Genomic DNA, 13,128 nt, shown 5'->3' with positions numbered 1-13,128 from the left:
CCCCGTGTTAGTAATGTCAAAATCAATGTCAAAACTATCACCTGCATCGAGGGATTGTGGAGTGATATCAAAATCTGACCCGGATAAGTCAGCTAATTGAGTATTATTGATGGCTACATCATCATAGTCGAACAAAAAGCCGACATTTGAGTTATTGGTTTCATTGACTTCCGTAACATCGGCTCCCGAATCAACCAGCATCCCGATGTAATAGGTATCATCTCCATATAAATCCCAGAAGGAATGATTCACTCCAGGCAAGTTTAAGCTAGTGATAAATGAACCCGTGCTGTTCCCAGCTAAACCATTAATCGTGGTACTACCTAAAAACTGGTCAACCGTGCTGATCGTGTTATTGCTGGAAAGGTAGAAGGAAACATCAAAAGCACCTGCGCTACTCCCCGTATTGGTAATGTCAAAATCAATGTCAAAACTATCACCTGCATCTAGAGGATTGGAGGTGACATCAAAATACGCCCCGGATAAGTCAGCTAATTGAGTATTATTGATGGCTACATCATCATAGTCGAACAAAAAGCCGAAATTAGAATTATTGGTTTCATTGACTTCCGTAACATCTGCTCCCGAATCCACCAGCATCCCGATATAGTATGTACCATCTCCATTCCAGAAGGAATGATTAAAACCAGGTAAGTTTAAGCTAGTGGTAAACGAGCCTGTACTGTTTCCAGCTAACCCATTAATCGTGCCACTATCTAACAGATGATCCATGGTGCTGATGTAGTTATTACTGGAAAGGTAGAAGGAAACATCAAAAGCACCAGCGCTACTCCCCGTATTAGTAATGTCAAAATCAATGTCAAAACTATCACCCGCATCGAGGGATTGTGGAGTGATATCAAAATCTGAACCGGATAAGTCAGCTAATTGAGTATTATTGATGGCTACATCATCGTAGTCGAACAAAAAGCCGACATTTGAGTTATTTGTTTCATAGACTTCCGTAACATCTGAACCAGAATCAACCGTCATCCCGATGTAGTATGTGCCATCTCCATTCCAGAAGGAATGATTAACACTGGGCAAATTTAAGTTAGTGGTAAAGGAGCGTGTACTGTTCCCAGCTAACCCATTAATCGTGGTACTACCTAACAGATGATCTACGGTGCTGATGTAGTTATTACTGGAAAGGTAGAAGGAAACATCAAACGCACCCGCGCTACTCCCCATGTTGGTAATGTCAAAATCAATATTGAAACTATCACCGGCATCAAGGGGTTGTGGAGTGATATCAAAATCTGACCCCCACAAATCAGCTAAATTGATCACCCAACCTAAATCCTCAAAAATTCCTAATGTTACCGCACCCGGATCATGGTGCGCCTCTCCCGGAGCAATGGAAGGTGTCATCAAAGCATTAGAATTTCCACTTTCATAAGTCGCTTCATCCAAGTGGGCATAGCTAGAACCCAATTCCCATGTACTCGGAGCGTACAGCTTGGGATTCGTGCCACCATTGGCAGCAACCGCATTACTCCCATTAAAGAACAGGTTATCACTGGTGAGTTGATCGCCTAAAGCAACAGAGTAATTCGGAAATGTATCGATAAGTTTTTGACCCGAACCATTCACCGTAAAGCGATCGTAAATTAAGGGTTGGCTCCACCAACTCCCTTGTTCAGTGTTGGAGTCATAGTTCATGCTACCCAGAAACCCCAAGCCATGACCTAATTCATGCAAGACAACAGAAACAAAATCATACTGTCCTGTTGGTGTATTACCATCAGTGCCAAAATACCAGTTCGAGTAATTGCTATTGAAGTCAGCATTAATATCATGGGTAGTGGTATCTAAATCGACGCCAGCCAAACTATTGGCGAGGGCGCTGGGATACCAGGTATTAGTGTAGGCAGCATTGGCAAAGTTGTAGTCATAGTCATTGGGTCCAGCAGAACCGAGAGCGTTTGTTCCGAAAGGAGTCCAATTCGCTTCAATTTCAATCGGAACTGGCGAAACAATAAGGCTTTCCCAGATATCAACCGCGTATTCAAATGCCGCTTGAGCTTGGGTGGAAAAACCGTTATAGTTAACGTTGATAGTAGAGGTTGGAGTCTGAGCGGCTAACAGATTTGGCGTTGTCGTTGATTTTGTCTGTTGAGTCCTGTTGTCAGTGAGTTCTAAGCTTGTTTGCCTACTTGAAACGATGTTTGCTTGAGGTGTCTGATCAAACTTCTCAGTTGCTGTACCTGAACTATCAGTGTCAATAGATAAATTATCAGCTTCTGCTACACCAAAAAAATTACCAAACATCAGAGCTAATTCGGTGGAGGTGGAGAAGGATTTGTCGTGAGATGCCATAAGAGTCTCTCCTGTGTAGGGAAAATTGTGTGCAGATGTCAGATGTTGACCTCTCTGCCCTCTTGTGTCTCTCAGGAGTTGACCCTTATGCAGTTTTTTGTTTCGAGATTTACACTTTACAAAGGTTTATTTTTACTTGACAAATTGACATTCAACAGCTAGAAAGACCCCATATCTGTCAGTTGCGGTAACGTTTCAACCCAGCGAATAACAAAAGCGCGATCGCGAATCCTCCAGCGACTCCAGAAATCAGTAGGGTATCCGGATGACGCACCGCGATCGCACCATAAGCCCAGGCAATTACCAGAGGATAGGCAATATCCGATCGCTGAATAATCACCGTTGCTGTGATCGCCGCCCCGACAATCAGGGCAATTGCCGTCCACGCGGAGGGATTAATCCCCCATCCATTCCAGCCAAAGTCATAGAGTACAATTGCCACATTCAGAATGGTGGCTACGCTGATCCACGCCAAATAGATACTCACGGGAATGTGGACATACCATTTCTCTTTCCGATACACCCTGACAGAACCAATACCCAACCGCCAATACACTCGAATCAGTGGCACTAAAATCCCCAGCATCGCCACCAGCGACAGGGCAAACTGGCGATACTGGAATAGAAACACCCAAACAATCTGGGCAACACTCGCCAGCACTAAACCATAACCCATCTGACGCAGATAAGTATTTTGCCGTTGGTTAGGCAGTACCTGATAGATCCCCAGACTAATCAAACCCAGATAAATGATCCCCCATATAGCAAAAGCATAGCTGGCTGGGATAATCTTAATTTCCCCAAAGAGAGTATTGGAGATTTCGCCGATTGTTAGTCCACCAATCGGCGCGATATTTGCCCAGACATTAATACCAAAAGCAGCAAGGATCGCACTCAATGTGAGAACTTGCCGGAGGCGATCTGAGTTTAAATAGGAATTGAGCCGTTTCATATTCTCACCGAGTTGAAATCTCGGTTATGCTGAAGGTCACTTGAGTTTTTGCTTAATAAATGACACGAGTTGTCCCATTTGTTTTTTCAACCCATCAACTTCTGACTGTAAATGTTCAATTTTTGCATTTAATGCTTGAACTTCGTCTGATGAAACACCAGGAGCTTCACCCGCAGGGGCTTCTTCTTTGGGGGGCGGAGCCATAACGGGGCGTTTTTTCGCCTTCGCCATCGCTTCCTTAATCGCATCAACCAGTTGCTTCTTTTCAAAGGGCTTTTCGACGAAGGCAAAATACTCAAACGGTTCCGGTATCTTCTCCGTTACTTCTTCCTTACGACCTGACATTAATACTAAAGGAATGCTCTGGAGAGTACCGTCACTTTGAATTTGTTGAAAAACATCCCAACCACTCATTTTAGGAAGCAGAAAATCTAACATAATTAGGTTGGGATGCTCCTGGCGGATCTGATTAAGACCTTCAATACCATCTTTGGCTTCTAACACTTCAAAGTTACCGGGCGGCAACATTTCTTTAACACGCATCCGGATGACTCGACTGTCATCAATAACTAATATTTTATGGCTTGCCACGACTGACTCCTTTGGAGAGATAAAAGAAAAACGTCTTAAGCCCAGGTAGACCAGACCCCATAATTCCACTCAGACAGAACTCACAGAGTCTGTTTCCGGGAAAACAACGGATGACTGACCGACACCTGTAACTCTTTTGCTGTTTTGAGATTGAACCCAAAAGCACTGATTGTCCATGACTCTAGATTAATCTGCTTGGTTGGTTGAGAGCAAAACTCGGCTCAAATCAGGGTCCAAGTAAAATGCTCTACCATTTGTATCGTACAGAGTAACACTGTTGCTGATAGCTCACCACAATTATTATGGATTTGCCGACTCAACCCAATCTGTCTGCTAAAAACCTTTGGCGAGAGGAAATTACTGCCCTACCCCGTTGGTTGCGGCGTCCTATTGGCAACGCCAGTGATATCTCCACGGTTCAGCGCATTGTGAAACAACGGCAAATTCACACGATCTGTGAAGAGGGGCGCTGTCCCAATCGCGGGGAGTGTTATGCTAACAAAACGGCGACCTTTTTGCTGATGGGTCCAACCTGTACCCGTGCTTGTGCATTTTGTCAAGTGGATAAGGGTCATTCTCCCATGCCCCTTGATCCCGAAGAACCCCAGAAAATTGCTGAATCGGTTCAGTTGTTAGGATTGCGGTATGTTGTACTGACATCAGTGGCGCGAGATGATTTACCGGATCAGGGGGCAGGTTGGTTTGTTGCCACAATGGATGCGATCCGGCGATTGAATCCAGAAACCCAAATTGAGGTACTAACAGCAGATTTTTGGGGCGGGAGAGGAAAGGAGAATCAAACGCCAACCGAGTTGCAGCGCCAACGGGTGAAAACGGTGGTTCAGGCGCGTCCAGCTTGTTATAACCACAATATTGAAACCGTAAAACGATTGCAAGGACAAGTGCGCCGGGGTGCCCAATATGAGAGATCGCTAGATGTTCTCCGCATTGTCAAAACCCTTGATCCGACCATTCCCACTAAGTCAGGATTAATGGTAGGACATGGAGAGACGGAAGCCGAGGTGATCGAAGCCATGGAGGATTTGCGCCGCGCTGAATGCGATCGCCTCACCCTAGGGCAATATATGCGTCCCTCTCTGGAACACCTGAGAGTGCAACGCTATTGGACACCCGAGGAATTTGAGCGACTGGGTGCGATCGCGAAAGAGATGGGTTTCACTCATGTCCGTTCGGGTCCCTTGGTTCGCAGTTCCTATCACGCAGGTGAATGACCTGAATTAATGGGATGCAGCAGGAGAACAAGGGAACAGGGAACAGGGAACAGGGAACAGGGAACAGGGAACAGGGAACAGGGAACAGGGAACAGGGAACAGGGAACAGGGAACAGGGAACAGGGAATAGTAAGTGATTGGATTCATCAAGCCTTGTCGTGTGTCGTTCGTCCACCGATATTCAGCCCTGGATCGAGAGGAACACCTGTTCCATAAGATTCAGTCACTTCCTGGGGTAGGTTGGAAATAACGGGTTCCTCAGTATCTTCATCGTCTACAGGTGTATCTGAAACCAAGTCAGTATCTTCGATGGGTACATCAGACAGATTTCCTTGTTCTTTTGGATTAAGTTCCTGGTTTGCTTTAGTAGTCATATCAGCCATAATAGTTTTGTCAATTCTGCGACTATCTATAACTGCAACCTATCTTAAGAGTCGAGTTAATCGAATCTGCAAATAGGATGAAAATTCATCAGTCTCAATGTCTCAATCGTGATTGGGTTTTGAGAAAATAGTATTGACTCAGATACTGGGCGAACGGCACAACGGGTATTAAACGAGGCGAAACATATATCGAAGCCGACTTCGTTGGCAAATCCGATACAGTGCGATCGGCACATAAATACCTATGGCTGTGCCAATGATAAGGTGCGCGATCGGATTGGTAAACCCGAAGACATATTGGAGGAGAATTCGTAGTGATGCCGAAGCGATTGTATGAGCCACGAATATTTCTAGTGACAAGCTTCCCCACTGTTTCACAACGTCAATTCTATTAAACCGATCCAGGAGAATTGCCAAAGCAACTGAGGCGGCGATGCCAAAGATACCCACTATAGGCGTCAGTAATTTGACCGCCATCACATTGAACCCAACCGCTAATCCCACAGCCCAAAATCCACCAATTGTAACCATGAGCAAAGTTTGGGTTTTCCATTGACTCAACTGTGACATGAATCGACTACTGCCTATTACCGCACCCAAGGCGAGGTAGATAGCATAGCCGCGAACTGAATATAAAACCCTCCACGAACCCAAGCCAACATCAGCAATTTGCGTCAAGTAAAACAAAATCGCCAAAATTAAAAATACTCTGGAAGAAACATTGAGCTTGCTGACAATTGCGTAAACCACCATGATGACAAACAATGTGTATAGAAACCAATATTGCATCACAGGTTGGTAGATAATTCGCCACAAGTTACTCAAGGAAACTGAACTATTGGTATAACTCGATACTATAGCCTGAAGTACAGTCTGAAGCACCGACCAGACCAAGTAAGGATAGGCGATAACTTTAAGCTTACTGACGAAAAACTCTCTTAGTGGTTTGGAGGCTGAGCGCTCAATAAATAATCCTGAAAGGTAAAAGAAAAGTGGCATGTGAAAGGAATAAATCCACTGATCAATCGAGACAACTATTGTTGAAGTCTCAAGGATTGAGCTATTAACTAGACCTCGGAGCGTATGACCAAAAACGACTAAAAAAATTCCGATGCCCTTGGCATAATCAACCCATTGCACCCGCTGTTTTGTCGCAAATAGAGTCTGGGTCTGTCTAGAGATATTAGCCATCAGCCGATCCTCAACTCAGGGTGCATAGCTATGGGAATATTTAATTATACTGAACATCAATTATTTTTGGATTTGGGTCAGATTTTAACAGATCTAACAAATGGTTATAGAGGAACGAGGAGTGATACCAAATCCGGGGAACGCTACCCCCGTTATAAGCCAGTCCGCGTAGGCGGACTTTGTTTGTGTAGCAGCGATTTCAATCGCCCCCTCTTGCTCTCAACAATCAACAGTATTAACTTTGGATTTTAAGCGCATAGTCCCGGAACCGATCCAAATCGGCTTGAATCGTAGATTCGACAATTTGACCTAAAAACAAACCATCCATCAACTTACCCAAAATGCCAGGAATGTCGTAAGCCACCGTAAGTTTAACAACACTACTTCCATGGCGATCATAAAAGCGCACTGCACCCCTATTCGGTAAACCATCAACAGATTCCCACTGAATAATCTGATGGGGTACTAATTTCAAAATGCGAGAGAGCCAGCTAAATTCAAAGCCACTGCTGGCGAGTTTCCAACGGGATAAATCTGGATTATCTTCTAATACTTGTACCGAGTCAATCCACTTCATCCAGCGAGGCATTTGCTCTAAATCAGACCAGAGGCTCCAAACGGTTTCCATTGGCACCTCGACTTCAACCTGTACACTGTGTTCTAGCCAGTCAGAGTTATTTGTCATTTGTCATTCGTCATTTGTCATTTGTCATTCGTCATTTGTCATTTGTCACATAATTCTTGTACTTGGTTGGGGCGGGTTTAGTTGTATCTGGGTGAGGGAAGAAACGATAGTAGTAAAACCCGCCCCTACAGCCCGGATTTCCCGGTTTTCAGATATCGTTTAACTTGTGGTAACGAGAGTTGGTTCTACATGTTGTTGTGCATGTTCTAGAATTGCTTTAGCCGCCTGCCGCCCGGATAGGGTCGCTCCTTCCATACTATCGATGTAATCTTGTTGAGTGTAGCTACCTGCCAAGAAGAAGTTGCTCACTGAGGTTTTTTGGTTAGGACGATAGGGGTCCATGCCCGGAGCTTCTCGGTAAAGCGATTGAGCTAATTTAACCACACTGTACCAGGTCATGTTCAAGTCTCGCGAAGAGGGGAAGAGTTCGTGGACTTGCTGGAGGACATGGTGGGCGATGGATTCATTAGTTTGCCGGATAAATGGATCACCGGGCGTTAACACTAATTGCAACAGTGACCCTTGTCCTTCTTTGTAATAGTCACCAGGACTGGTTAAGGCTAAATCGGCAAAGCAGGAAAAATCCGCATCGGGAGTATAGAGGAGATTATCCATCCCTGTCGCTTGTGCCAGTTGCTTCCTTTTTTGAGGATCGTGGAGTTCTGTCACCCAACCATCAAACCGCAGTTGTACAGTGGCGACAGGTACGGTATCCAACTTGTAGAGATTGTCAAACTCTGACCATTTGCGCCATGATTCTGGTAACAGACGCTGCACTCCTGGCACATCGGCGGCGCAAACGTAAGCATCAGCGGTAATGGTTTCTTCGCTTTCGCCTTGGGCGATGACTAAACCTGTCACGTTAGCTGAGTTTCCTGTCTCGGTGTAGAGGATGTCTCTCACTCTTCGCCGAGTATAAATTTTTGCTCCTCGTGCTTCTAGGTAATTGATAATCGGTTGATGTAAATATTCATTTGGCGAACCTTCCAGCATCCTGAGAACAGAGGCTTCTGTTTTCGCAGCAAAGAACTGGAAGATTGTCAACATGCAACGGGCAGAGATATTCTCCGTATCGATAAAACCGAGGGCATAGGCGATGGGATTCCACATTCGCTTTAAACTGCCGTTAGACCCCCCATGCTTGCGGAACCAGTCGGCAAAGCTGATTTTATCCAAGTCGCGAATCGTTTGCATTGCCCCGTCAAAGTCGATCAAACCGCGTACTAGGGGACTGGTTCCGAGTGCGATCGCGTTTTGTAGCTTATCCTGAGGTGATAACTGGGAGGTGGTGAAAAAGGCTTTGAGTCCGTTAAATGGCGCTCCTGTGATAAAGCGAAAATCTAGCGCCCCCGTGCGCCCACCCCGATTAATAAAGGTATGGGTATGTTCCTTGAGACGTAGGTTCTCTAATGCCCCTACCTTCTGCATCAAGTCAAACAAGTTGTAGTAGCAGCCAAAGAAGACGTGCAACCCCATCTCAATGTGATTGCCCTCGCTGTCTACCCAACTGCCAACTTTGCCGCCCACGAATGGACGGGATTCAAAGATTTCGACCTCATGTCCGGCATCGACTAATTCTACAGCCGTCGCCATTCCGGCAAGTCCTGCCCCAACGATCGCAACGCGCATCGTAGCCCTTCCTTTTCAGTTTTCTTTACAGATTGTAATAGAATTTGGGTTCCAAATGCAGCCTATCGGCTTGCGATCGCCGTTGATCCCAGTTTTGTTTGCGGGGATGAAATTTTGATAAAGTTGGCTAAACCGACTTGCTGATGTCAGCCAATAGGAATTAGAATGTACAGAGTGTCTTACATGTTATACATTACGTATTACAGACTTACCAGTCTACAAAAATTGGGTAACGCGAATATCTCGCCAAAGAGAAAGCAGGCAAGGTTACTCAATTAGAACATCAGGGTTGCTAATCAAAGGTAAAACACCCGTCAAAGTACTTCTACTGACTTAGGGTCTTCGACGTGAGCCTAATCCTAACCAAGCCGGCAGGCAATAGCAGTGTTAATGTCACTGTTTTTGCTCAATCATTCTTAATGCAACTCAAATGTGTTTGAACAACAAAGAACTTAAAAAAGAGGAAGAGAAAGTATTACTATCTTCCCTAGCGGTTGAAGTCGATACGATTTTTCTGAAGCTTCGTAAAGCGGATCAAGTCATTCGCCATGAACTGAGCTTACTCGAACATCCCAACATTCAATCATTTGAGAAGAGTCAGGTTGAGCCAATCAATGTAGAACAATTAAAAAAAATTATTTATAAAATTCCGCCTCAACATTTATTGGTGGATGAGTATGTTCTCTACATGCTTGACAGCAAGACAACGAGCATATTCGGTTTAGTTGAAGATTATAATCATTCCCTGGAACGTCGAGCGAAACTGCAACACAGCAATAATCAGAGTGATTTAAAGAATGTTGATGAAAATTTAGCTTATGCAATTCGTCGTTTGGGGGCGATGATCTATCATTTAAATATTCACTTAAATTTGCTAACGGTTTTGTTAGTTAAAGCCCCAGTTATTACCGATAATCAGCAAATCACCATTAACGAAAGCAAAGATAAGTTAGAAAAAAAGCTGCTGGATGACTGGGATAAATGGCAGGACAATGTTCGGTTTCTAGAAATCACTATTGATGAACCTTATGCGATTGTAACTTGGGTAATGGAAGAGCTTGGTGGAGATGCCATTCTCCAGCATGAGCAAGGCAATTGGCAATTGATGACGATTAGCACAAGCCGATTCGATGCTAAAGCCTTTGAACCCGTGAATATTTCCTCGGATGCAGCTCAACGGCTGCTCAAGCGTCATTACCAAAAACTGGGATGCTAAATTGATTGGACTTTGGACAAAAACAATAAATTTGCGTAATTTATTTGCCAAGGCATTTAGGGCAGAAAAATTAGATGTAGGGGCGGGTTTAGGGACAATCGTAGGGGCGGGTTTAGGGACAATTGTAGGGGCGGGTTTAGGGACAATTGTAGGGGCGGGTTTAGGGACTAAATTCAGATATTCACCACTAACGGAACAACAAAACCCGCCCTCCCCACCGATAACGGAACAACAAAACCCGCCCTCCCCACCACTAACGGAACAACAAAACCCGCCCTCCCCACCACTAACGGAACAACAAAACCCGCCCATTCCCCCACCGAACGGCAATCGATTAATCCCAAACTGGACAACCAAACCCACCTTATTCTCAACCGCGATCGCACTTTGTTTGTCTAAAGTCCAGAAATTGAATGACACTGACTTAAGGATGGTGGGCAATGCCCACCCTACGATAGATAAAGGGTTTTGGCGCTCCCCAAATGCTTATTTGAGTGCTATTCGACTTAATTAAGCAAGAGGAGGCGATTGAAATCGCAGCTACACAAACATAGGCGAAGCCTTCCCGAAGGGTAGTCCGCCTGCGCGGACTAGGTTATAACAGGGGTAGCGTTCCCCGGATTGGGTATGACAAACTTCGCCGTTAACTTTTATTGTCCCTACCTACTTACCGGGTCAAAGCTAAAGTAAGAATCAAGCTTACTGGGGAAACCTTTTCTTTGAACCCGTTTCAACGGGTTTCAGCTTTTAGCCCCAACTTTAGTTGAGGGCTTAAGCTGAAGGGGTGACTAAAAAAATTGTATTGTGCGAATTTCTTGCCACAGTTCTAGGTACTGCTCAATCGCTTCTTGGGGTAGGGGATATAGAAATTCACTGGCTTCGAGAATAGAGGGTTCGGGTAAGAGTACCGAACTGTTTCGCAGTGAGTCGGGTAACGTAGCCGGATTCAGGGTAACCAGTATCGGTGAAGCTGCATGACTTAATAACGAAATGTCGATCGCGGATTGTTGTCGCCAGCAAAAATCAATCCATTGCTGAGTCAATGATTGGGACGTTTCTGGTTCTGGCGATTCAGCAGCCGTCTTCTTCACAGCAGGTTGTACCCACACATCTGCCCAAAGAGAGGTTCCTGAACGAGGAACGACGGCTTGAATTTGGCGATCGCGTCCGCGCAGGGATAGGATATCGGTAGACCAACCCACGGCTAACCAGGTATCGCCTAACACTAAAGGTTCTAGATAGTGATTTGAACTGTAAAGCTTAACCTGTTTATGCAGCTCTAAGAGTTCAGTTTTCAGATTGGGGACTTGACTCAAGTTTGCGGTATTATAGGAAAACCCTAATTTTTTCAAGGTCAACCCAATCACCTCTCGCGGACTATCAAGTAACGAAATGCGATCGCGTAATTCTGGACGCCATAAGTCACTCCAATCTGTCGGTGTCCACCCTAACTCCTCAAACTTATCCCGGCGATAGGCAATAACCAACGTCCCCCAGCGATAGGGTGCGCCCCAGATTAATCCCGATTCGTCAAGTTGTCCTTGGCGATTGCGTCTGACAATCCCTTGCCAACGCGGGGGTAGGTTTTGCCATCCTGGTAATGTTGACAGCTCTAGCGGTTGAATCAGTTGCTCACCGATAGCAGATTCTAACCAATAATCTCCTAGTGTGACCAAATTCGCGATCGCGGGAGGTTTGCGACTAATCAGAGGAAGGGAAAATCCAGAATCCTCGCCTGGGTTTTCTGATTGTCGTTTCCACACCCGAAGGTTCTGGTATATATCCTTAAGCTGGGCTTGTGGGTCAAACTTGAGCCTCACGGGTGACTCCAGGGTTCGGCGAAATTCAGCTAATAACTGAACCGGAATTGAATTTTGCAACAGTCCTACATTTAAAGCCGTTGACTGTCTATTGCCACACCCAGACGCCAATTGCCCCAGTGCTAGGGCGCTAGCGCCCATTAGAAAGGAGCGTCGTTTCATCCCAAAAATCTGGTTAATTGAGTAAAAATACTACGTTGTATGCGCTTTCTCCCCACAAACTAACATAATTTCATACTTTTTGTGTTCTTTGAGACTGACGGTCAAATAATCCATCTGCTATACAAGTGACCAGTGACCCATGACTCGTTGAGCAAATCTGGTAACTGAATCCAGAGTTTGGGTTGAGTTAAAGGCGCAATTGTAAATAAAACATTAAGTAATTGGATGGATGCCATTGAAGGAAGACAAAGCGAAAATCTGGCAAAAAAGGCGATAACAGCCCAAGATAAATCATTTTTGGGGTTGACTCAATGACTGAACATTGTACGATGTCAAGAATCAGCAGCAAATCTGGGTATGAATTGTCTCAAATAGTTAAATGAGTCTGCCAAAAGGTAGCCTTTGAGTGTAAATTGACTAGCATGAAATAGAACTCACTATGGAAATTGGTAATCAGATGGATACAGTTCAACAACAAATCAGCGCCCTAAATTATAAAGTTGATGCCATATACCAAAGTATTGAGCAACTCAACAACAAGGTATCCCAGTGTCTCCCTGAAGTCCAACCGATGTCAACTGTAGACTCTGAGCTACAGGCATCAACCGCAAAGGTTAATGACATCCCCGTCTATGCGAATCCCCAACTGCTGGACTCTGGGATGGAACATAAAGATATCCTGATCGAGGATAACGGTGAAGTCGCTCAATTTCATACGAATCACAACGGAAATCATAATTCAGAGAATTTCCTGTCTGCTGATGTGCAAGTGCAACGTCTCACCGCCCAATTGACCGCCGCTTACAATCGCATTGCGGCTTTAGAAGAACAGCTTCTCGCCCGCCGCATTCACTCGTGAGTTCAACGGAGCAGGGGGAGCAGGGGAAGCAGGGGGAGCAGGGGAAGCAGGGGAAGCAGGGGGAGCAGGGGAAGCAGGGGGAGCAGGGG

12 protein-coding genes are annotated in these 13,128 nt (G+C 45.2%); 4 read left to right on the top strand and 8 right to left on the bottom strand.

What is annotated here, in order from left to right; translation table 11 throughout:
• The 3 genes from RIB93_RS07780 to RIB93_RS07770 all read right to left on the bottom strand — a co-directional run.
• Positions 1–2,319, bottom strand: a 2,319-nt coding sequence (locus RIB93_RS07780) for a CARDB domain-containing protein (RefSeq protein ID WP_446371907.1), incomplete at its 3' end; no start/stop codon positions are given.
• 178 nt (positions 2,320–2,497) lie between these two features.
• The gene (locus RIB93_RS07775; RefSeq protein WP_446371905.1) at positions 2,498–3,271 is read right to left on the bottom strand and encodes a tryptophan-rich sensory protein; all 774 of its coding nucleotides are present in this window, start codon (positions 3,269–3,271) and stop codon (positions 2,498–2,500) included.
• Positions 3,272–3,307: 36 nt separating this feature from the next.
• Positions 3,308–3,862, bottom strand: a complete 555-nt coding sequence (locus RIB93_RS07770; RefSeq protein ID WP_446371903.1) for a response regulator — start codon at positions 3,860–3,862, stop codon at positions 3,308–3,310.
• 302 nt (positions 3,863–4,164) lie between these two features.
• Here RIB93_RS07770 and lipA point away from each other — a divergent pair, with 302 nt between their 5' ends.
• Complete coding sequence (gene lipA, locus RIB93_RS07765) at positions 4,165–5,094, top strand: lipoyl synthase (protein ID WP_446371901.1); 930 nt, start codon at positions 4,165–4,167, stop codon at positions 5,092–5,094.
• A 146-nt stretch (positions 5,095–5,240) separates the two neighbouring features.
• Here the strand turns inward: lipA and RIB93_RS07760 are convergent, their stop codons facing one another.
• From RIB93_RS07760 to zds, 4 genes are all read right to left on the bottom strand, one after another.
• Positions 5,241–5,477, bottom strand: coding sequence for a hypothetical protein (locus RIB93_RS07760; protein ID WP_446371899.1), 237 nt, complete (start codon positions 5,475–5,477; stop codon positions 5,241–5,243).
• 168 nt (positions 5,478–5,645) lie between these two features.
• On the bottom strand, positions 5,646–6,668 hold the full coding sequence (locus tag RIB93_RS07755) for an acyltransferase family protein (RefSeq protein WP_446371897.1): 1,023 nt from the start codon (positions 6,666–6,668) through the stop codon (positions 5,646–5,648).
• Positions 6,669–6,903: 235 nt separating this feature from the next.
• Entirely contained in the window at positions 6,904–7,353 is a 450-nt protein-coding gene (locus RIB93_RS07750; RefSeq protein WP_446371895.1) for an SRPBCC family protein, read from the bottom strand.
• A 159-nt stretch (positions 7,354–7,512) separates the two neighbouring features.
• The gene (zds, locus tag RIB93_RS07745; RefSeq protein ID WP_446371893.1) at positions 7,513–8,982 is read right to left on the bottom strand and encodes a 9,9'-di-cis-zeta-carotene desaturase; all 1,470 of its coding nucleotides are present in this window, start codon (positions 8,980–8,982) and stop codon (positions 7,513–7,515) included.
• A gap of 430 nt (positions 8,983–9,412) precedes the next feature.
• Here zds and RIB93_RS07740 point away from each other — a divergent pair, with 430 nt between their 5' ends.
• Together RIB93_RS07740 and RIB93_RS07735 are read left to right on the top strand one after the other, a co-directional pair.
• Entirely contained in the window at positions 9,413–10,198 is a 786-nt protein-coding gene (locus RIB93_RS07740) for a hypothetical protein (RefSeq protein WP_446371891.1), read from the top strand.
• 31 nt (positions 10,199–10,229) lie between these two features.
• Positions 10,230–10,712: a hypothetical protein gene (locus tag RIB93_RS07735; RefSeq protein ID WP_446371889.1), complete on the top strand. Its 483-nt coding sequence runs from the start codon at positions 10,230–10,232 to the stop codon at positions 10,710–10,712.
• Between the two features lie 274 nt (positions 10,713–10,986).
• Here the strand turns inward: RIB93_RS07735 and RIB93_RS07730 are convergent, their stop codons facing one another.
• Entirely contained in the window at positions 10,987–12,180 is a 1,194-nt protein-coding gene (locus RIB93_RS07730; protein WP_446371887.1) for an extracellular solute-binding protein, read from the bottom strand.
• Positions 12,181–12,619: 439 nt separating this feature from the next.
• Between RIB93_RS07730 and RIB93_RS07725 the strand changes: the two genes are divergently transcribed.
• Positions 12,620–13,039 (top strand): hypothetical protein, encoded by a 420-nt coding sequence (locus RIB93_RS07725; RefSeq protein ID WP_446371885.1) that lies wholly within the window; start codon positions 12,620–12,622, stop codon positions 13,037–13,039.
• The last annotated feature ends 89 nt before the right edge of the window (positions 13,040–13,128 follow it).

The organism is Coleofasciculus sp. D1-CHI-01, from assembly GCF_040218875.1.
In the GTDB taxonomy this organism is placed as follows: Bacteria; Cyanobacteriota; Cyanobacteriia; order Cyanobacteriales; family Coleofasciculaceae; genus Coleofasciculus.
This window is presented reverse-complemented; position numbering and strand designations above follow the sequence as displayed.